Origin of the sequence: Actinoplanes aureus, from assembly GCF_015704865.1 — a bacterium.
Classification (GTDB): domain Bacteria; phylum Actinomycetota; class Actinomycetes; order Mycobacteriales; family Micromonosporaceae; genus Actinoplanes; species Actinoplanes aureus.
This window is the reverse complement of record NZ_JADQTO010000004.1, coordinates 353,703-372,490: the sequence shown is the minus strand read 5'-3', so window position 1 is coordinate 372,490 and position 18,788 is coordinate 353,703. Positions and strand designations below refer to the sequence as shown.

Sequence of the window (18,788 nt, the reverse complement as noted above, 5' to 3'; positions counted from 1 at the left end):
CGGGTTCAAACCGGTACGGCTCTCGGCCGGAAAAGAGGCTGATCAGCCCTTCATCAGCTCGTGCGCGTTCTTCTCGAGGTCCTCGAGGCCACCGCACATGAAGAAGGCCTGCTCCGGGTAGTTGTCGTACTCACCCTCAGCGATCTTCTTGAACGCCTCGATGGTCTCCTTCAGCGGGACCGTCGAGCCGGGAACGCCGGTGAACTGCTCCGCCGCGTAGGTGTTCTGCGACAGGAACCGCTCGATGCGGCGGGCCCGGGCGACCGTGACCTTGTCTTCCTCGGAGAGCTCGTCCATACCGAGGATGGCGATGATGTCCTGCAGGTCCTTGTACTTCTGCAGGATTCGCTGCACCTCACGGGCGACCGCGTAGTGCTCGGCGCCGACGAACTCGGGCGCGAGGATCCGCGAGCTGGAGGCCAGCGGGTCCACGGCCGGGTAGATGCCCTTGTCGGAGATCGACCGCTCGAGGTTGGTGGTCGCGTCCAGGTGGGCGAAGGTGGTGGCCGGCGCCGGGTCGGTGTAGTCGTCGGCGGGCACGTAGATCGCCTGGAGCGAGGTGATCGCCTTGCCCCGGACCGAGGTGATCCGCTCCTGCAGCTCACCCATCTCGTCGGCCAGCGTGGGCTGGTAACCCACGGCGGACGGCATACGCCCGAGCAGGGTGGACACCTCGGAACCGGCCTGGGTGAACCGGAAGATGTTGTCGATGAAGAGCAGCACCTCCTGGTTCTGGACGTCCCGGAAGTACTCCGCCATGGTCAGCGCGGTCAGGGCGACCCGCAGACGGGTGCCCGGCGGCTCGTCCATCTGGCCGAAGACGAGGGCGGTCTTGTCGAGAACGCCACCCTCCTCCATCTCCAGGATGAGGTCGTTGCCCTCACGGGTGCGCTCACCCACGCCGGCGAACACCGAGGTACCACCGAAGTTACGGGCCACCCGGATGATCATCTCCTGGATGAGCACCGTCTTGCCCACGCCCGCGCCACCGAACAGGCCGATCTTGCCACCACGCACGTACGGCGCGAGCAGGTCGAGCACCTTGATGCCGGTCTCCAGCATCTCGGTCTTCGGCTCGAGGTCGGCGAACGCCGGCGGCTTGCGGTGGATCGACCAGCGCTCCTGGATGTCCAGCGTCGACGGGTCGACGTTGAGCACCTCGCCGAGGGCGTTGAACACGTGGCCCTTGGTGACGTCACCGACCGGCACCGAGATCGGCGCGCCGGTGTCGAGGACGTCGGCACCGCGGACCAGACCGTCGGTCGGCTGCATCGAGATCGCGCGGAGGAGGTTGTCACCCAGGTGCTGGGCGACCTCCATCGTCAGCTTCTTCGTGCCGCCGGAGAGGGTGACCTCAACGTGCAGCGCGTTGAAGATGGAGGGCATGGCGTCACGGGGAAACTCGACGTCGACGACCGGGCCGATGACCCGGACGACGCGGCCGACAGCGGTCTCCGCCTTGGTGGGCTCAGCTACAGCAGTCATCACACATCACTTCCCGCCGCGGCCAGCGCGTTGGCGCCGCCGACGATCTCACTGATTTCCTGGGTGATCGCAGCCTGCCGCGCGGAGTTCATCTCGCGCGTGTACCGCTTGAGCAGGTCGTCGGCGTTGTCCGACGCGCTCTTCATCGCCCGCCGGCGGGAGGCCGACTCACTGGCCGCCGAGTCCAGCAACGCCGCGTAGAGACGGGTGTTGAGGTACTTCGGCAGCAGCGCGTCGAGCAACTCGTCGGCGTCCGGCTCGAACTCGTACGCGGGGCGCAGACCGGGTTCCTCGTCCTGCTCCTCGACCTGGACCGGCGCGAGCGGCTTCGCGTTGGCGGCCTGCGTCATCAGGGACTTGAACTCGGTGCTCACGATGTGCAGCTCGTCCACGCCCGCGATGTTCTCCGGACCGAACGTGCCGTCCGTCTCCGAGCCCGCCGCGAACGCCTCGATCAGCGCGTCACCGATGCGCTTGGCGTCACCGAACGACGGCCGCTCGGAGAAGCCGGTCCAGCTGGCGGCGATCTCCCGGTTACGGAACTTGTAGTAACCGACGCCCTTGCGGCCCACGACGTACAGCGCCACGTCCTTGCCCTCCGAGCGGAGCTGAGCGATCAGCTGCTCGGCGGTCCGGATGGCGTTGGCGTTGTAGGCGCCGGCCAGGCCCCGGTCACTGGTGATCAGCAGGACGCCCGCCCGCTGGACGCGCTCACGCGCGACCAGCAGCGGGTTGTCCACCGACGCGTTCGTCGCCAGCGCGCCCAGGACCTTGGTGATCGCGACCGAGTACGGCCGGGAGGCGTTCACCCGCTCCTGAGCCTTGGCGATCCGGCTGGTGGCGACCAGTTCCTGCGCCTTGGCGATCTTCTTGGTCGACCGGACGGTGCGGATGCGCCGCCGCAGCGCCTGTACCTGACCGGCCATGCCTAGCTACCGCTCTCGGTCGAGCCGCTCTGGAAGACCTTCTTGAACTCGACGACGCCCGCCTTGAGGCTCTCGACGTTGTCGTCGCTCAGCAGGTTCGTCGACTCGATCGCGGTGTAGACCTCGCTGTGGTGCTGCTTGAACCACTGCAGGAAGTCCAGCTCGAACCGGCGCACGTCGCCGACCGGGATGTCGTCGAGCTGCCCGGTGGTGCCGGCCCAGATCGTGATGACCTGGTCGACGGTCGCGTAAGGCGAGTACTGCGGCTGCTTGAGCAGCTCGACCAGCCGGACGCCCTTCTCCAGCTGCGCCCGCGACGCCTTGTCCAGGTCGGAGGCGAAGGCCGAGAAGGCCTCCAGCTCACGGAACTGGGCCAGGTCGAGGCGGAGCCGGCCGGAGACCGAGCGCATGGCCTTGACCTGCGCCGAACCACCCACCCGGGAGACCGAGGTGCCGACGTTGATCGCCGGGCGGACACCCGAGGCGAACAGGTCGGACTCCAGGAAGATCTGGCCGTCGGTGATCGAGATGACGTTGGTCGGGATGTAGGCCGAGATGTCGTTGGCCTTGGTCTCGATGATCGGCAGACCGGTCATCGAGCCGCCGCCCATCTCGTCGGAGAGCTTCGCGCAGCGCTCCAGCAGACGGGAGTGCAGGTAGAAGACGTCACCCGGGTACGCCTCGCGGCCCGGCGGGCGGCGCAGCAGCAGCGACACGGCACGGTACGCCTCGGCCTGCTTGGTCAGGTCGTCGAAGACGATCAGGACGTGCTTGCCGTTGTACATCCAGTGCTGTCCGATGGACGAGCCGGTGTACGGGGCGATGTACTTGAAGCCGGCCGGGTCGGACGCCGGAGCAGCCACGATGGTCGTGTACTGCAGCGCGCCCTGCGCCTCCAGGGTGCCCCGGATGCTGGCGATGGTGGAGGCCTTCTGGCCGATCGCCACGTAGATGCAGCGGACCTGCTTCTCCGGGTCGCCGGACTCCCAGTTCGCCTTCTGGTTGATGATCGTGTCGATCGCGACCGTGGTCTTACCGGTCTTGCGGTCGCCGATGATCAGCTGGCGCTGGCCACGGCCGATCGGCGTCATGGCGTCGATCGCCTTGATGCCGGTCTGCAGCGGCTGCTTCACCGGCTGGCGCGCCATCACGTTCGGCGCCTGGAGCTCCAGCTCACGGAAGCCTTCGTTGGCGATCTCGCCGCGGTCGTCGATCGGGTTGCCCAGCGCGTCGACCACGCGGCCCAGGAAGGCGTCGCCCACCGGGACCGAGAGGACGCGGCCGGTCCGCTTGACCGGCTGGCCCTCCTCGATCTTCGCGAAGTCACCCAGGATCACGGCGCCGATCTCGCGGACGTCGAGGTTCAGCGCGACGCCCAGCGTGCCGTCGGCGAACTCGAGCAGCTCGTTCGCCATCGTCGAGGGCAGGCCCTCGACGTGCGCAATGCCGTCACCCGCGTCGGAGACGATGCCGACCTCTTCGCGGGTGAGATCGGACGACGTGGCGGACGAGACGTAGCGCTCTAGCGCCCCCCGGATCTCGTCCGAGGAGATGGTCAGCTCGGCCATCCTCTGCCTTCTCTGTCTAGCTCGGAGCGTCACCGCCGCCGAGGGGCTTCTCGATGGAAATCGAGGGGAAAGGACTATTTAGCGAACGCCTGCTTGGCCTGGTTCAGCTTGCGCAGGACCGTGCCGTCGTAGAGATCGGAGCCGACCCGGACGCTGACCCCGCCGAGAACCGACGGGTCGACGTCCACCTTCAGCGAGACCTCTCGGCTGTAGAGGGCGGACAGCTTCGCGGCCAGGGACTGCTCGTCGGCGTCGGTGAGCGGCTTGGCCACCGTCACATACGCCACCTCGCGGTCCCGCTTCGCGGCGGTCGCCTCGACCAGCCGGGTCAGCGACGCCTCGAAACCACGGCCGCCGAAGCCGGTCAGCGCGACCTCGACCAGCCGGCCGGTGGCCACGTGCACCTTGCCCTTGAGCAAGTCCCGCACCAGCTTAACCCGCTCCTCGACCGAAGCACTGACGTCACTGAGAGTGACGGCCAGTCGGGAGTTGCCGGAGACGATCTGGGCGAACCGGAACAGCTCGTCCTCCACGTCGGCCAGCTTGCCGTCCCGCTCGGCCGAGGCCAGCAGCGCCTCGACACCCAGACGCTCGGTGGCGTCCAGCAACTCCACCGGGCGGGAGAACCGCCCGGCCGCCAACACGGACACCGTGTTGACGCAGGCCTCGGAGACCTTGCCGGCCAGCAGCGACTTGAACAGCTGTGCACGGTCCGCGCCGGGACGCGACGGGTCGGTCAGCGCCCGGCGCAGCCGGGGCTGGCCCCGCAGCAGGCCGGCCACCGACAGAATCTCGTCGGCAACGGTGGCCAGCTGCGCGGCCGTGGCCGACGCGGTGTCCGCGGCGAACCGGTCCAACGCCTCGCCGTAGGCCTCGCGGCTCGCGCCCGAAGCCATCAGCGCCGCCCGGCCGAGTCGAGGTCGCTGATGAACCGCTCGACGGTGCCCCGGGTACGGGCCTCGTCGGCCAGCGCCTCGCCAACGATCTTGCTGGCCAGGTCGACGGCAAGCGTGCCGACCTCGGAGCGGAGCTCGCGGACGATGGACTCACGCTGGGCGGCGAGCTGCTCGTTGCCGGCCGCGATGATGCGGTCCGACTCCTCGCGAGCCTTGGCCAGCACGTCCTGGCGGATGCCCTCGGCGTCGGCCCGGGCCTCGTCGCGGATGCGCGCGGCCTCGGTACGAGCCTCGGCGAGCTGCGCCCGGTACTGCTCGAGCAGCTCGTTCGCCTCGGCCTGAGCGGCCTCGGCGCGCTTGATGCCGCCCTCGATCGCGTCGACCCGTGCCCGGAACGTCTTCTCCATCTGCGGGAAGACGAACTTGATGAGCACGAAGCAGAGCACCGCGAAGGCGACCGAGCCGACGACGATCTCCTGCCAGACAGGAATGATCGGGTTGTGCGGCTCAGCGGCGCCCTCTTCAGCGGCAGCCAGATAAAGGTTGATCATGGGCACCTCCCAACGAGGAGCGAAAATTACTGGATCGGGCCCTGCCAGATGAAGCCGAACGCGATGCCCAGCAGAGCGAGCGCCTCGATGACGGCGAAGCCGATCCAGACGTACGGCAGGGTCAGGCGGGACGACTCCGGCTGACGCGCGGTCGACTGGATGTACGCCGAGAAGACCAGGCCAACACCGATGCCGGGGCCGATGGCCGCGAGACCGTAGCCGATGGCGGCGGTGCTGCCCTCAACGGCGGCAAGAAGCTCCATTACGAAATCCTCCTGGAATCTCGCGTGACTGTCACGCGGGACGACAACGGGGTGTTACTGGTGGAACAAATCAGTGCTCATCGGCGAGCGCGCCCTGGACGTAGCTCGCGGTCAGCACGGTGAAGACGTAGGCCTGGAGGCAGATGACCAGGAACTCCAGCAGGGTCAGCGCGATGGTGAGACCCCAGGAGAGAACCGCGAACGGCGCGTAGAGGGCGTTCGCCGAGAGCATCGCAAAGCCGCCGAGCGTGAACACCAGCAGCAGCATGTGCCCCGCGAACATGTTCGCGAAGAGACGGACCGCCAGCGAGAACGGGCGGACCAGGAAGGTCGAGAAGAACTCGATCGGAACCAGCAGCGGCAGGATGAACCACGGGGCCGGCGGCTTCAGGGCGTGCATGAAGTACTTGCCGAAACCGTGGTGCCGGGCGCCGACGTAGATGAACATCACGTAGCTGATCACCGCGAGCACCGCGGGGAAGGCGATGTGCGACATCGGCGAGATCTGCACGAACGGCACGATCCCCCAGAAGTTGTTCAGCAGGATGAAGCAGAACAGCGTCGTGAGGTACGGCGCGAACCGCACACCCGCCGGACCGATCATGTCCACCGCGATGTTGTTCCGCACGAAGCCGTAGATGCTCTCCGCGAGCCACTGCTTCTTGGTGGGAACCAGCTGCGGCTTTCGGTAGGACATCAGGAAGAACACGATGATGACCGCGACCGCCAGCCAGACCAGCAGCGTGATCTTGGTGAACCAGTAGTTGTCGTGCTCGCCCCACGGCAGGATGCTGGGCAGGTAGAAGTCCTCGACGCTGGGCGGGAACGCCGCCGCGAGGACCGTCGACTGACCGATCACCGTTGCCCTTCCTGTCAGGCGCCGAGCCGGCGCACGATGAGGTACACACCGCCGCCGATACCGAGGATCGAGCCGATTCCGGCGAAGATGCCCCTGGTTCCGACGAAGTGGTCGACCAGCCAGCCGATCCCACCCCAGACCAACAGACCCGCGATGAGATAGGAGAGGGCGACCATGCCCACTCCCGCATCAGGGGGTGGGTGGGAACCGTCGTCATCGCGGGATTTGTCGGGAGGTTTCTGGCCGGTCATGACGGCCCGAACGATATCAGCAGGAAAGACGAGGCTAAGCGGGACCCCCCGCACAACCGCAGTTGTCCAGGCGTCAGGGGTCTCGCAACTGTCTGGACACGGTACTCCTGTCACGCCAAAACGGAACACGGCGCGAGCGAGCAGGTCACCAGATCGTGGCTCTCTGGTCTGCTTCGTCCTCCGTGAGCAGGGCAGATGTGTTGCGATAGATCACTTTCTGACAGTTCTGCCGTAGAGCCACCAGGCCTGCACGCCGGTCCACACCATCACGCCCGCGACGATGCCGAACCCGAGAGCGGTCTTGCCCGGCCACTCGCTGGATACGCCAAATGCCAGAATAACTCCCAGCAGCGTGTATTTCAGCACATATGTAAGCAATCCCAGCGGCATCAGCAGAGCCGGCCGCACCGTGTCGGCCCACGCGATGACCAGGGTGGACATGGTGTAGCTGACGGTAACGATCAAGACGCCCATGGCCGCGCCGAGCGCGGCGTCCGCGCCGCCGGCGAAGAAGCCCACCGACGCGGCGCAGGTGAGCAGCGCGAAGGAGACCGCGGAGAGGAACGGCAGGTGTTCCACCCGCCAGCGCGGATCGGCCGGCAACGCCGGGAGATCGGGCAGGGGGAGATCATCCTCATCATCCGGTACGCCCTGAGCCGCACCCGCCGGATCCAGACCGTCTCCCGAGCTGCGCTCGGCTGCCGCCGGTCCTCCACGACTCACGCCAAAACCTCCTGCTCCGCATAACAAGGAAAGCGCCGGACCAGCGCCGACACCTCTTCGGTGAGCTCGGCGAGCCGGCCCGCCCCACCGGTGGTCTCCGGATCGCTGCGCACCGCCACCCCGATCAGCCCCGCGATCTGCCGCATCTCGCCCTCCCGCATGCCCTGCGAGGTGACGCTCGGCGTACCGATCCGGATACCGGAGGCCACAGCCGCCCGCTCCGGGTCGTACGGAATCGCGTTCTTGTTCAGGGCGATCCGCGCGGAAGCGCAACGCGCCTCCGCATCCCGTCCGCAGACGCCCAGATCGCGCAGGTCCAGAACGGCGAGATGGGTGTCCGTGCCGCCGGTGACGGGACGCATCCCCTCGGCGGCGAGCCCGGTGGCCAGTGCCCGGGCGTTGCGGACGGTCTGCTGAGCGTACCCCCGGAAGTCCGGCATGCCGGCCTCGCGCAGGGCGACCGCCTTGGCCGCGACGGCGTGCATCATCGGCCCGCCCTGGGCGAACGGGAAGACCGCCTTGTCGACGCGCTGAGCCAGATCCGCACGACAGAGGATCATGCCGCCTCTCGGTCCGCGCAGTGCCTTGTGGGTGGTGCAGGTGACCACGTCGGCGTACGGCACCGGGGAGGGCACCGCCCGGCCGGCCACCAGCCCGATGAAGTGTGCCGCGTCGACCAGCAGGTACGCACCCACCTCGTCGGCGATCTCGCGGAACCGGGCGAAGTCGATGAGACGCGGGTACGAGGTCGCCCCGCAGATGATCAGCTTGGGTCGGTGAGCCAGCGCCAGATCGCGTACCTCGTCATAGTCGATCTCCTCGGAGACCGGATCCACCTGGTACGCGACCGGATGGAACCACTTCCCGGAGAAGTTGGCCTTGCTGCCGTGGGTCAGGTGACCGCCGTGCGGCAGGCCCATCGCCAGCACCACGTCACCCGGCTCGGCGAGTGCCGCGTACGCCGCCAGGTTGGCCGACGCCCCGGAGTGCGGCTGCACGTTGGCGTGCTCGGCGCCGAACAGCTCCTTGGCGCGCTCGATCGCCAGCTCCTCGGCCCGGTCCACCTGCGCGCAGCCACCGTAGTAACGCTGCCCGGGATATCCCTCGGCGTACTTGTTCGCCAGCGTCGAGCCGAGTGCGGCCAGAACCGCCGGTGAGGCGAAGCTCTCACTGGCGATCAGCTGCAAGGTCTCGCGCTGACGGGCCAGCTCATCGACCAGGACGGCCGCGATTTCCGGATCGTCGCGCTCCAGCGCGGCGAAATCCGGCCCCCAGAAGGTGCCCACCTCTGGCCTCCCGACCTCGAGGACCTGCCAGGAAAAAGCATATGGCGTGGGACCCCCCGCCTGCGGGCACAGTCTGTACTTATGCGATGCCTAGTCACCGGCGCCACCGGTTACATCGGTGGCCGCCTGGCCCCGCGCCTGCTCGACGCCGGTCATCTCGTCCGCTGTCTGTCACGCAGCGCCGGCCGCCTCCGCGACGTCCCGTGGGCGGACCAGGTGGAGATCGTCGAGGCCGATCTGGCCGACCCGGCGAGCCTGCCGGCGGCCTTCGACGGGATCGAGGCCGCCTACTTCCTGATGCACTCGCTCGGCAGCCCGGACTTCGAACGGCGCGATCGGGAGGCGGCCGCCAACTTCGCGGCCGCGGCCCGGGCGGCCGGTGTCCGCCGGATCATCTACCTCGGCGGTCCCGAGCCGCCACCCGGCGAGCGCCCGTCGGCGCACCTGCGGTCCCGGGCCGAGGTGGGCAAGATCCTGCTGGACAGCGGGGTGCCGACCGTGGTCCTCCGGGCACCGGTGATCATCGGCTCCGGCTCAGCCTCCTTCGAGATGCTGCGCTACCTCACCGAGCGGCTCCCGGCGATGGTCTGCCCGCGCTGGGTCGGTAACCGGATCCAGCCGATCGCCGTGCGCGACGTGCTCCGCTACCTGATCGGCGCCGCGGAGCTGCCGCCCGAGGTCAACCGCGGCTTCGACATCGGCGGCGCGGACGTGCTCACCTACGCCGAGATGATGCGCCGCTACGCCCGGGTGGCCGGCCTCCCCCGCCGGGTCATCCTGCCGACCCGGGTCCTCAGCCCCTGGCTCTCCGCGCACTGGGTCGGCCTGATCACCCCGGTGCCGAACGCCATCGCCCGGCCGCTGGTCGCCAGCCTGGTGCACGAGGCCGTCGCCCAGGAGAACGACCTCGCCGCCCTGCTCCCCGGTCCCGCTCCCCTGGGCTTCGACGAGTCGGTCCGGCTGGCCCTCAGCAAGATCCGCGACGCCGACGTGGAGACCCGCTGGTCCACCGCGACCGGGGGCGACGCCGCCGCCGAACCGCTACCAAGCGACCCGGACTGGTCCGGCGGCAGCCTCTACGTCGACGAGCGGTCCCGCCCGGTGAACGCGCCCGCCGACCGGCTGTGGCGGGTGATCGAGGGCATCGGCGGCGAGAACGGCTGGTACTCGTTCCCGCTCGCCTGGTCGGTTCGCGGCTGGGTGGACCGGCTGGCCGGCGGGGTCGGCCTGCGCCGCGGCCGGCGCGACCGGCACCGGCTGCGGGTCGGCGAGGCGCTGGACTGGTGGCGGGTCGAGGAGATCGTCCCGGGCTCACTGTTGCGGCTGCGGGCGGAGATGAAGGTGCCCGGGCGGGCCTGGCTGGAGATGCGCGCCGAACCCGACGGCAACGGCGGCAGCGTCTACCGGCAGCGGGCCGTCTTCCTGCCGCGCGGGCTGGCCGGTCACCTCTACTGGGCGTCCGTGCTGCCGTTCCACGGCATCGTCTTCAACGGCATGGCCCGCAACATCACCTCGGAGGCGGAGCTACTTCGCGGCGGCCCGGCCTAGCCGGTCCCGGACGGCCAGCCAGTCCTCGGTCTGCGGCGGCTCCTGGACCAGGATGGTCGCCACGCCCGCGTCGTCCAGGCGATGGAGGGCGGCGTACAGGTCGGCCGCGTACTCCCGGGGGTCGGCCGAGAGGATCTCGGTCCCCTCGGTCCCCTCGTAGGCGAGCACGCCGATCGGGCCGGCCAGACCGGAACGGTCCACGTCGTCGACGTCCTTGCAGAGGACGACCCGGGCTCGCGGCGCGTAGTGCCGCCGGCTCATCCCCGGCGAGGGCCGGGCCACGCCGTCCGCGGTCTCGGCGTCCGGCAGGGCGATCGGACCGGCCACGTCGCGCAGCACGCGCAGGCCGAGCGCACCCGGCCGCAGCAGTCTCGGCACCTCACCGGTCAGGTCCAGCACGGTCGACTCGATGCCCCACGAGCAGGCGCCGCCGTCGAGCACCAGCGGAACGTCGGGCAGGCTCCTCACCACGTGCTCGGCGGTGGTCGGCGAGATGTGCTCCGACCGGTTCGCGCTGGGCGCGGCGAGCGGGAGGCCGGACGCCCGCAGCAGGCTCAGGGCGACGTCGTGCGCCGGCACCCGGACCGCCACGGTGTCGTTCGCCGCGCCGATCCCGGGCAGGTGCCGGGCCCGGCGTACGACCAGGGTGAGCGGGCCGGGCCAGAACCGGGCGGCGAGCTCACCGGCCTGCTCCGGCCAGGTCTCGGCCAGCGCCCGGGCCGCGTCCACGTCCGCCACGTGGACGATCAGCGGGTTCCAGGTGGGCCGGTTCTTCAGCCGGTAGATCTCCCCGACGGCACGCTCGGAGAACGCGTTGGCGCCGAGGCCGTAGACGGTCTCGGTGGGGAACGCGACGACCGAGTCGGCCCGCAGGATCGCCACCGCCCGGCGCAGCCCCTCGGCGTCCGGGCGGACCAACTGCCCGGTCACGGGAGCAGCAGATTGGCGAACGGGACCGTGGTGTCCTCGATCTCGTCGCCGACGCGCTGGAAGGTCTGGTCGCCGCGACCCCACGGATCGTCCAGGTCGTCGGAGGGCTGGGGCGCCTCGGTGCCCCGGAGCCGGGCGACCGCCGCGACGATGGCGACACCGCGGGCGTGCACCGGCGCCGGCTTCGGCTCGGCCGGCGGCAGCGCGGCGGCGTCCACCGCACCGAGCAGGCGGCCGAACTCGCCGAGCACGAAGGTACGGTCGGCGGCGTCCGGGCGCAGCGCGACCACGTAGTCGTACTGATCGGCGGTGGCGGTGAGGATCAGATCGGCCTCGTCGATGAAGTCACCGCGCAGCTTGCGGGCCAGGAAGCCCTCGTCGCTGCCGCGGCGGGCCCGCACCAGCCGGGCGGCCGGCGGGTTCATCTCCTCGCCCTCGTGCCAGCCGCCGGTGCCGGCGCTCACGCTGCGGATCAGCTCTTCGTTGGTCTCGCCGGCGCGGTCGCGGACCGCCCGGGCCAGCAGGCGCTCGGCCATCGGCGACCGGCAGATGTTGCCCATGCAGACGTGCAGAACGGTGAACGGCGTCACGTCAGCCCTGCCCGTCGACGATGTCCGGGACCACGTCACGCAGTTTCTCGAGCGGGATGGCACCGGCCCGCAGCACGCGCGGCACATCGCCGGTCACGTCGACGATCGTGCTCGGGGCGGGGTCAGCGGCGGGGCCGGCCTCCAGATAGACGCGGACCGCGTACTCCAGCTGGTCGCGCGCCTCCTCGGCGGTGAGCGGCGCGGGCGAACCGAGCTTGTTGGCGGTGGTCACGGCCATCGGGCCGACCTCGCGGAGCACCTCCAGCGCGACCGGGTGCAGCGGCATCCGGACCGCCACGGCGCCGCCGGTGTCGCCCAGGTCCCACTGCAGGCTGGGCGAGTGCTCCACGATGATGGTGAGCGCGCCGGGCCAGAAGGCGTCGGCCAGCTCCCGGGCCGCCCGGGGCAGCGAGTAGACCAGCCCGTCCAGGGTGTGCCGGGAGCCGACGAGCACCGGTGGTGGCACCCGGCGGTCCGAGCCGCGGGCGTGGTGCAGCTGGGTGACCGCGTGTGGGGTGAAGGCGTCCGCGCCGACGCCGTACACCGTGTCGGTGGGCATCACGACGAGCTCGCCGCTCTTGGCCGCGTCGACAGCCGCAGCGATCCCGCGGTCCCGGTCGGCGACGGTGGCGCAGTCGTAGAGCATCACGAGATGCAGTGTGCCATGTCGTCAGCCGCGCCGAGCGCTCGCATATCTGGGGCGGCCGGTGAGGTCGTCGTGTGCCGTCACCTCGGTGAACCGGCCGTCGGCGGAGATCAGCCGGGGCACGGCCGCGCCATGCACGTCATCGTGCTCGACACCGAACCAGCCACCGGGACGCAGCAGCTTCGCGGCGAGCGCGATCACCGGGCGGATCACGGACAGCCCGTCAGCGCCACCGAAGACCGCTTCGGACGGGTCGTGATCGGACACCTCCGGCGGAACCGCGGTGCTGTCCGGGACATAGGGCGGGTTGCAGAGCACGACATCGACCTGCCCGTGCAGATCGGGCAGGAGACCAGGATCGGTCACGTCGCCCTCGACCACCTCGACCGAGCCGAACCCGGCCGCGTTGCGCCGCAGCCATCCGAGCGCTGCCGGCGAACGTTCCACCGCGATCACTCGGCCGGCCGTCGTCTCGTCGGCCACCGAGAGCGCGATGGCCCCACTCCCGCTGCACAGGTCCACCACGACCGCGCCCGGCACGGTCCGCTCGATCCCCCAGCCGGCCAGCAGCTCCGTCTCCGGCCGGGGAACGAAGACGCCGTCACCGACCGCCAGGTCGAGGTGCCGGAACGCGGCGGTGCCGAGCAGGTGCTGCAACGGGATCCGGCGGGCCCGATCGGCGACCAGGGCACGGAAACGTGCCGACTCCTCGGCCCGCATGGTGTCGATCAGCAGCAGCCGGCCGCGGGGTACGCCCAGCGAGTGCGCGGCCAGCAGTTCCGCGTCGACCCGCGGTGACGCCACTCCGGCGGCCGCGAGCGTCGCGGTCGCCTCGGCCAGCTCGGGCGCCAGCCGGATTCGATCCGCGGTTTCGCGGGGGTGTTCGTGTCGCGGCATCACGGCATAATCATGAGACGTCGCGCACGCCGAGGGTCGGCCGGGTCACCGGCGGCGCGCCGCAGAAGGCCGTGGGAGGCGCCTGGTGAGTTGGTTGGACCAGCTCGCGGAACACGTCGAGGACCTGCGCCGAGCCGGCGGACTGCAACAGAACGGGCGGTCCGCGCAGGCACTACCGATCCTCGACGCGGTGCTGGCCGCCACATCCGATCCCACCGCCCGGGCGTACGCGTTGGTCCAGCGCTTCGGCGCGCTGATCAACCTGGGCCGGGTCGCCGAGCTGGCCGGCGCGATGGCCGCCGCCGCCGAGGCCGTGCGTGAGGTGCCGGATCCCTACCTGCGCGGGCAGATGCACGCGTTCGCCGCCCTGGGCGCGCACCTGCAGAGCAATCTGGACCGCGGGGTCACCCATCTCGTGCAGGCCTCCCGGGCGCTGGCCGCGGTGCCGGAACGGGACGCGGAGACCGCCTGGGGCTGGCATGACCTCGCCATGGCGTACTCCTATCTCGGTTTTCACGGCCAGGCACTGACCGCCATCGAGCAGGCCCGCGAGGTCGGCGCGAGCGCCGGCCTCGCGGCGGAGATCTTCGCCGCGCCGGGCATCCGGCTGCGCAACGCCGTCTCGCTGGACCATCAGGGCGACACCGACGGCTGCGTACGGGTGCTGCGCGACATCGACGCCGAGCTGTCCCGCTACCTCGTCACCGACCAGCTGCGCCCCGGCAGCCGCGCGGTGTACGGATACGCGCTGGCCCGCCGCGCCGCGCTGGGCGAGCCGACCGGGGCGGACGCCGCACAGTGGCTCACCGGCGGCGGCGACAGTGTGCGCACCCGTGACCTGCGGCATCTCGGTTCGGTCTGTCTCTGGATCGCGGACGGCAAGCCGGAACAGGCACTGACCATGTTGGAGTCGGTGCCGGTCTCCGCGGAGGTGCTGGGTGCCCCCGAGCCGGCCCGGCTGCGCAGCATCTGCCACGCCAGCGCCGGCGACCACGCCGCCGCGCACGCCGCCGACCGGTACGCGTTCCGCCTCGCCGCCCAGCGCATCGACCAGCTCCGGGACGGCTACCTGGACGGGGTGGCCGCCCGGCTGGACGCACAGGAGACGCACCGCGACCCGGGCCGGTACGGCGACGAGACGCTCGTCGACCCGCTGACCGGCCTGCCGAACCGCCGGCAGCTGGAACGCTACATCGACACCCTGCTGGCCCGCGGCGAGCGGGCCGCGGTCGGTGTCTGCGACGTCGTCGGCTTCACCACGGTGAACGTGCGTCACGGCCGGCACTGCGGCGACCTGGTCCTGCAGCGCATCGCCGGCGTGCTGCACCGGGCGCTGCGCCGCGGCGACTTCGTGGCCCGCTTCGCCGGTGACGAGTTCGTACTGGTCCTGCCGGGCGCCGGGCCGAACCAGGCGGCCGAGGTGTCCCGCCGGATCGGTGCGGCCGCGATCTCGGAGAACTGGCAGGCGCTGGTACCCGGTACCCCGATCGGACTGGCCGCCGGCTGGTCCGAGGTGGGCACCAACGGCCGCGGGCTGACCGCGGCGCTGGCGGCCGCCGCCGCCAGCCGGAAACCCACCTGAGATGACGATGATCGAGCTCGGCGACGTGACCGCCGGCCGGCCCGCCGAACCGGAGGCCGACCGGATCGCTCCTCGCCTCGATCGTCTCCGGGTCCGGACGGCCGCCGCGGCGGTGGCCGGTCTCGCCGTCCTGGCCTGTGCCGGCTCCGCCCCGGCCGCCGAGCCGGGTGTCCGGCCGCTGTGGAGTGTGGAGCTCGCGAGCGAGAGCAACGTCTCGGTCAGCGGTGACGTGGCGTACGTGGTCCGCGGCGGGGAGCGGACCGAGGTGATCGCGTACACGCTGGCCGACGGCGCCCGGCGCTGGGTCCGTGAGCTTTCCGGACGCCTGGCCGGTTTCCGCACCACGTCGGACGGCGGCCCGCTGCTGCTCTCCGTGGAGCCCGGCGATGCGGGGACCGGGATGTCCCGGACGACGATCGCGTTACGGGCCGGCACCGGTGCGGAGATCTGGCGGCAGCCGGGCGAGGTGGCCGGGCTGGCCGTCGACGCGGACAGCACGCTGCTGATCCGGTACGACGGGCGGGGCAGCGTCATGGGGCTGTCCCGGGTCCGGCTCACCGACGGCAGGCCGTACTGGGACCGGAGGGTCAGCTCCGTCCAGGACGTCGCCGTGGAGAACGACGACGGCCGTCCGGCCCGGGTGGTCACCAACAGCACCCGGGGTGAGTTGACCGTGCTGCGGTACGCCGACGCCGCGGTGCTGGCCGAGCGTCGCATCCCCGGTCTCGTCTCCGAACCGGCGGTCGGCCGCTACGTCACGCTGTTCGCGGAGGCCGGCCGGCTGCTGGTGCTGCACTCCGACGGGGAGCGGTCGTACAGCGCCGCCTACGACCTGGAGACTCTGCGCGAGATGCCACGGATCGGTTCGGCGGCCGACGTGTCGTACAGCTGTGGTGTGGTGATCTGCGGGCACGTGGCGGAGAGCCTGGTCGGTCTGGACCCGGAGACCGGCCGGGAACTGTGGCGGTACCCGTGGGTCGCCGGCATCCTGGTCATCGGCACCGACCGGATGCTGATCGACGTCCAGGGCGACAGCGAGCATCTGCTGCTGGAGAGCCGTACCGGCCGGCTCCTGGCGCAGGATCTGCGCGGTTCGGTGGCGCCGGACCACACCCGGGACCACTCGCTGCTGCTGCTGAACCCGACGAGCGATCCGCCGGGCGAGATCTCCGTCGCGCACCTGGACATGCGTACCGGGCGACGGACCCTGCTGGGTTCGCTGGCTCCGGTGCCGGACCCGCAACGCTGCGAGACGGTCCCGGGTCACGTGATCTGCGAGGGGCCGGGCCGGCTGGTCGTCGCCCGGGTACCGCGATGAGCGTCATCGAGCTCGGCGACGTCAGCTCCGCCGCGCCCGGCCCGGAGCGGCGGGAGACCGGCCCGGAGTTCGATCCGCGCTCGTGGCGGCGGGTCGCGGCGGCCGGCGTCGTGATCCTCTGCCTGCTGGTCTTCGCGGCATCGGGCCGGCCGGGCGCGCCGATGGTGCGCCAGGTGTGGCAGATCCGGCCGCCGACCGACTACGCGATGACCGCGCGGGAGGACGGGCTCTTCGTGTCCCAGCGGTCCGACCACGGGACCGAGCTAGTCGCGTACGACCTGGCCACCGGCGCCGCCCGGTGGAGGCTGCCGACCGAAGGCGAGCCCGGCCACATCATCGGCGGTGAGGAGGCCGGGATGCTGCTGATTCCCGGCGACGAGAAGCTGGAGGACATCCGGCTGGATGACGACACCCTGGGAGTGGTCGCGTACGGCGGCAGCACGACCGCCGTCGACTCCCGCGCCGGGTACCGGCTCTGGCGCCAGACCGGCGAGGTGCTGCACGAACAGAGCGACACCCTGCTGCTCGGCGAGCGGAACCGGAACAGCGACATCACGTCGATCCGCCTGATCGAGGCCCGTACCGGGACGACGATCTGGCAGCGTGCCGTCACCGGCGTCCGGCACGTGGTGGTCCCGCTCTCCGCACCCGGCCGGATCGTCACCGCCGACGACCTCGGCAACCTCACCGCGCGCCGGTACGACGACGGCACGGTGCTCGCCGAGCGGCGGGTCCCGTGGATCCCCAGCCGGCCAGACAGCGGGCTCGACATGTTCCTCGCCGAGGCGAACGGGCTGCTGCTGGCCACCCGGAACACCCGGGAGAAGAGCGAGATCACCGCATACCGCCTCGACGCGCTCGATCAGCTGTGGCGGATAGAGACGAGCGCGTACGCGTGGACCCAGGGCTGCGGCCCGGTGCTCTGCGTCTCCGAGAGCAAGGCGCTCACCGCGCTCGAGCCGCTCACCGGCCGGCCGGTCTGGCGGCTCCCGGACTACAGCGGGGTGATACCGGTCGCCGAGGACCGGCTGCTCGCCGCCACACCCGGTCAGGAGCCGGAACACCAGATCCTGGTGGATCCGGCGACCGGCCGGCAGATCGGCCCGGGCGGCGCCGGCTGGCCGCTGTACGGCTCCGTGGACGACGACTCACTGCTCCTGCTGCACCGGATCATCGGCACCGGTACGGCGTACAGCGGGGTCAGTGAGCTGGACCTGAAGACCGGCCGGATCTATCGGATCGGGGCGATCGACGGGTTCGACGGTCCGCAGTGCGGTTCCGCCGGCCGGTTCATGGCCTGCGACCACGCCGGCCGGGTGGTCGTCACTGCCTTCGGCTGAGCTCCGGGTCGCCGGCCAGACGGGCGGCCCGGTCCGCGTCGGCGAGGGCGTCCAGCACCCCGTCGAGTTCGCCGCCGAGCACCAGGTCCAGGTTGTAGGCGGTGTAGCCGATCCGGTGGTCGGTGATCCGGTTCTGCGGGAAGTTGTAGGTGCGGACCCGCTCCGAGCGGTCGACCGTACGCACCTGGGCCTTGCGTGCGTCGCCGGCCGCCGCGTCCGCCGCCTCCTGGGCCTGCACCAGCAGCCGGGATCGCAGGATCCGCATCGCGGATTCCTTGTTCTGCAGCTGGCTCTTCTCGTTCTGGCAGCTCACCACGGTGCCGGTGGGCAGGTGCGTGATCCGCACGGCGGAGTCGGTGGTGTTGACCGACTGGCCACCCGGCCCGGACGAGCGGTACACGTCGATCCGCAGGTCGCCGGGCTCGATCTGGACGTCCACCTCCTCGGCCTCGGGCAGCACCAGCACGCCCGCCGCCGAGGTGTGGATCCGGCCCTGCGACTCGGTGACGGGCACCCGCTGCACCCGGTGCACGCCGCCCTCCCACTTCATCCGGGACCAGACGCCGTGACCGCCCTCCGGCAGGCCCTTCGTCTTCACCGCGAACGAGATGTCCTTCACGCCGCCGAGGTCCGACTCCTGCGAGTCGATCACCTCGACCACCCAGCCGCGGCGCTCGGCGTACCGGGTGTACATGCGCAGCAGGTCGCCGGCGAAGAGCGCGGACTCCTGGCCGCCCTCACCCGCCTTGATCTCGATGATCACGTCCTTGGCGTCGCTGGGGTCGCGCGGGATGAGCATCTCGCCGAGCTTCTCCTCGAGCGCCGGAAGCACCGCCGCGACCGCCTCGACCTCCGAGGCGAACGCCGGGTCCTCGGCGGCCAGCTCCTTCGCCGCGGTCAGGTCGGCGCGGGCCGCCTCCAGCTCCTGATGGGCGGCGTAAAGCGGCGCGAGTTCGGCGAAGCGGCGTCCGACCCGGCGGACCAGTGCCTGGTCGGCGTGGATCGACGGGTCTTCCATCCGCTTCTCCAGGTCCGCGTACTCGGCGAGAAGCGTGCTCAGGCGGTCGTTGCTCATCGGTCTCTCCCGGCTTGGAGTAAAGCGGACCCCACACGCGAACGGCGCCCGTCC

19 protein-coding genes are annotated in these 18,788 nt (G+C 70.8%); 4 read left to right on the top strand and 15 right to left on the bottom strand.

What is annotated here, in order from left to right; all coding sequences use genetic code 11:
* Positions 1-42 precede the first annotated feature (42 nt).
* The 10 genes from atpD to glyA all read right to left on the bottom strand — a co-directional run bounded on the left by atpD (position 43) and on the right by glyA (position 8,808).
* On the bottom strand, positions 43-1,485 hold the full coding sequence (gene atpD, locus I4J89_RS10535) for a F0F1 ATP synthase subunit beta (protein WP_230858653.1): 1,443 nt from the start codon (positions 1,483-1,485) through the stop codon (positions 43-45).
* Positions 1,485-2,411 carry a F0F1 ATP synthase subunit gamma gene (locus tag I4J89_RS10530; RefSeq protein ID WP_196413687.1) on the bottom strand — a complete coding sequence of 309 codons (927 nt, stop codon included), beginning with the start codon at positions 2,409-2,411 and terminating at the stop codon, positions 1,485-1,487. Before I4J89_RS10530 ends, atpD begins: the two co-directional genes overlap by 1 nt.
* A 2-nt stretch (positions 2,412-2,413) precedes the next feature.
* The gene (gene atpA, locus I4J89_RS10525; RefSeq protein ID WP_196413686.1) at positions 2,414-3,979 is read right to left on the bottom strand and encodes a F0F1 ATP synthase subunit alpha; all 1,566 of its coding nucleotides are present in this window, start codon (positions 3,977-3,979) and stop codon (positions 2,414-2,416) included.
* A gap of 74 nt (positions 3,980-4,053) precedes the next feature.
* Positions 4,054-4,875: a F0F1 ATP synthase subunit delta gene (locus I4J89_RS10520; protein WP_196413685.1), complete on the bottom strand. Its 822-nt coding sequence runs from the start codon at positions 4,873-4,875 to the stop codon at positions 4,054-4,056.
* Entirely contained in the window at positions 4,875-5,426 is a 552-nt protein-coding gene (locus I4J89_RS10515; RefSeq protein ID WP_196413684.1) for a F0F1 ATP synthase subunit B, read from the bottom strand. The genes I4J89_RS10520 and I4J89_RS10515 overlap by 1 nt, the downstream gene beginning before the upstream one ends.
* A 26-nt stretch (positions 5,427-5,452) precedes the next feature.
* Positions 5,453-5,689 (bottom strand): ATP synthase F0 subunit C, encoded by a 237-nt coding sequence (locus I4J89_RS10510; RefSeq protein ID WP_196413683.1) that lies wholly within the window; start codon positions 5,687-5,689, stop codon positions 5,453-5,455.
* A 70-nt stretch (positions 5,690-5,759) separates the two neighbouring features.
* Positions 5,760-6,548: a F0F1 ATP synthase subunit A gene (gene atpB / locus I4J89_RS10505; RefSeq protein ID WP_196413682.1), complete on the bottom strand. Its 789-nt coding sequence runs from the start codon at positions 6,546-6,548 to the stop codon at positions 5,760-5,762.
* Between the two features lie 14 nt (positions 6,549-6,562).
* Complete coding sequence (locus tag I4J89_RS10500; RefSeq protein ID WP_230858652.1) at positions 6,563-6,799, bottom strand: hypothetical protein; 237 nt, start codon at positions 6,797-6,799, stop codon at positions 6,563-6,565.
* 210 nt (positions 6,800-7,009) lie between these two features.
* Positions 7,010-7,402 carry a hypothetical protein gene (locus I4J89_RS10495; protein ID WP_230858651.1) on the bottom strand — a complete coding sequence of 131 codons (393 nt, stop codon included), beginning with the start codon at positions 7,400-7,402 and terminating at the stop codon, positions 7,010-7,012.
* A gap of 116 nt (positions 7,403-7,518) precedes the next feature.
* Positions 7,519-8,808 carry a serine hydroxymethyltransferase gene (gene glyA, locus I4J89_RS10490; protein WP_196413681.1) on the bottom strand — a complete coding sequence of 430 codons (1,290 nt, stop codon included), beginning with the start codon at positions 8,806-8,808 and terminating at the stop codon, positions 7,519-7,521.
* An 81-nt stretch (positions 8,809-8,889) separates the two neighbouring features.
* Here glyA and I4J89_RS10485 point away from each other — a divergent pair, with 81 nt between their 5' ends.
* Positions 8,890-10,356 (top strand): SDR family oxidoreductase, encoded by a 1,467-nt coding sequence (locus tag I4J89_RS10485; RefSeq protein WP_196413680.1) that lies wholly within the window; start codon positions 8,890-8,892, stop codon positions 10,354-10,356.
* Here I4J89_RS10485 and I4J89_RS10480 read toward each other — a convergent pair.
* From I4J89_RS10480 to prmC, 4 genes are read right to left on the bottom strand one after another with little or no spacing between them, the layout of a single operon-like run.
* Positions 10,333-11,286 (bottom strand): L-threonylcarbamoyladenylate synthase, encoded by a 954-nt coding sequence (locus I4J89_RS10480; RefSeq protein ID WP_196413679.1) that lies wholly within the window; start codon positions 11,284-11,286, stop codon positions 10,333-10,335. The genes I4J89_RS10485 and I4J89_RS10480 overlap by 24 nt on opposite strands.
* A complete protein-coding gene (locus I4J89_RS10475) occupies positions 11,283-11,876 on the bottom strand; it encodes an arsenate reductase/protein-tyrosine-phosphatase family protein (RefSeq protein ID WP_196413678.1) in 594 nt (197 codons plus the stop codon). Before I4J89_RS10475 ends, I4J89_RS10480 begins: the two co-directional genes overlap by 4 nt.
* A gap of 1 nt (position 11,877) precedes the next feature.
* Complete coding sequence (locus tag I4J89_RS10470; RefSeq protein WP_196413889.1) at positions 11,878-12,522, bottom strand: L-threonylcarbamoyladenylate synthase; 645 nt, start codon at positions 12,520-12,522, stop codon at positions 11,878-11,880.
* A 24-nt stretch (positions 12,523-12,546) separates the two neighbouring features.
* Positions 12,547-13,419, bottom strand: a complete 873-nt coding sequence (gene prmC / locus I4J89_RS10465) for a peptide chain release factor N(5)-glutamine methyltransferase (RefSeq protein WP_196413677.1) — start codon at positions 13,417-13,419, stop codon at positions 12,547-12,549.
* A gap of 85 nt (positions 13,420-13,504) precedes the next feature.
* Here prmC and I4J89_RS51255 point away from each other — a divergent pair, with 85 nt between their 5' ends.
* From I4J89_RS51255 to I4J89_RS10450, 3 genes are read left to right on the top strand one after another with little or no spacing between them, the layout of a single operon-like run.
* Complete coding sequence (locus I4J89_RS51255) at positions 13,505-15,001, top strand: GGDEF domain-containing protein (RefSeq protein ID WP_196413676.1); 1,497 nt, start codon at positions 13,505-13,507, stop codon at positions 14,999-15,001.
* A 1-nt stretch (position 15,002) separates the two neighbouring features.
* Positions 15,003-16,319 (top strand): outer membrane protein assembly factor BamB family protein, encoded by a 1,317-nt coding sequence (locus tag I4J89_RS10455; protein ID WP_196413675.1) that lies wholly within the window; start codon positions 15,003-15,005, stop codon positions 16,317-16,319.
* Entirely contained in the window at positions 16,316-17,659 is a 1,344-nt protein-coding gene (locus tag I4J89_RS10450; RefSeq protein ID WP_196413674.1) for an outer membrane protein assembly factor BamB family protein, read from the top strand. The genes I4J89_RS10455 and I4J89_RS10450 overlap by 4 nt, the downstream gene beginning before the upstream one ends.
* On the opposite strand, the gene prfA is transcribed toward I4J89_RS10450, so the two are convergent.
* Complete coding sequence (prfA, locus tag I4J89_RS10445; RefSeq protein WP_196413673.1) at positions 17,643-18,734, bottom strand: peptide chain release factor 1; 1,092 nt, start codon at positions 18,732-18,734, stop codon at positions 17,643-17,645. The genes I4J89_RS10450 and prfA overlap by 17 nt on opposite strands.
* Positions 18,735-18,788: the final 54 nt, after the last annotated feature.

Coding starts and splice junctions, on each gene's coding strand:
- atpD (WP_230858653.1), bottom strand. CDS start 1,485: ATGACTGCTGTAGCTGAGCCCACCAAGGCGGAGACCGCTGTCGGCCGC.
- I4J89_RS10530 (WP_196413687.1), bottom strand. CDS start 2,411: ATGGCCGGTCAGGTACAGGCGCTGCGGCGGCGCATCCGCACCGTCCGG.
- atpA (WP_196413686.1), bottom strand. CDS start 3,979: ATGGCCGAGCTGACCATCTCCTCGGACGAGATCCGGGGGGCGCTAGAG.
- I4J89_RS10520 (WP_196413685.1), bottom strand. CDS start 4,875: ATGGCTTCGGGCGCGAGCCGCGAGGCCTACGGCGAGGCGTTGGACCGG.
- I4J89_RS10515 (WP_196413684.1), bottom strand. CDS start 5,426: ATGATCAACCTTTATCTGGCTGCCGCTGAAGAGGGCGCCGCTGAGCCG.
- I4J89_RS10510 (WP_196413683.1), bottom strand. CDS start 5,689: ATGGAGCTTCTTGCCGCCGTTGAGGGCAGCACCGCCGCCATCGGCTAC.
- I4J89_RS10500 (WP_230858652.1), bottom strand. CDS start 6,799: ATGACCGGCCAGAAACCTCCCGACAAATCCCGCGATGACGACGGTTCC.
- I4J89_RS10485 (WP_196413680.1), top strand. CDS start 8,890: ATGCGATGCCTAGTCACCGGCGCCACCGGTTACATCGGTGGCCGCCTG.
- I4J89_RS10470 (WP_196413889.1), bottom strand. CDS start 12,522: ATGCTCTACGACTGCGCCACCGTCGCCGACCGGGACCGCGGGATCGCT.
- prmC (WP_196413677.1), bottom strand. CDS start 13,419: ATGCCGCGACACGAACACCCCCGCGAAACCGCGGATCGAATCCGGCTG.
- I4J89_RS10455 (WP_196413675.1), top strand. CDS start 15,003: ATGACGATGATCGAGCTCGGCGACGTGACCGCCGGCCGGCCCGCCGAA.
- I4J89_RS10450 (WP_196413674.1), top strand. CDS start 16,316: ATGAGCGTCATCGAGCTCGGCGACGTCAGCTCCGCCGCGCCCGGCCCG.
- prfA (WP_196413673.1), bottom strand. CDS start 18,734: ATGAGCAACGACCGCCTGAGCACGCTTCTCGCCGAGTACGCGGACCTG.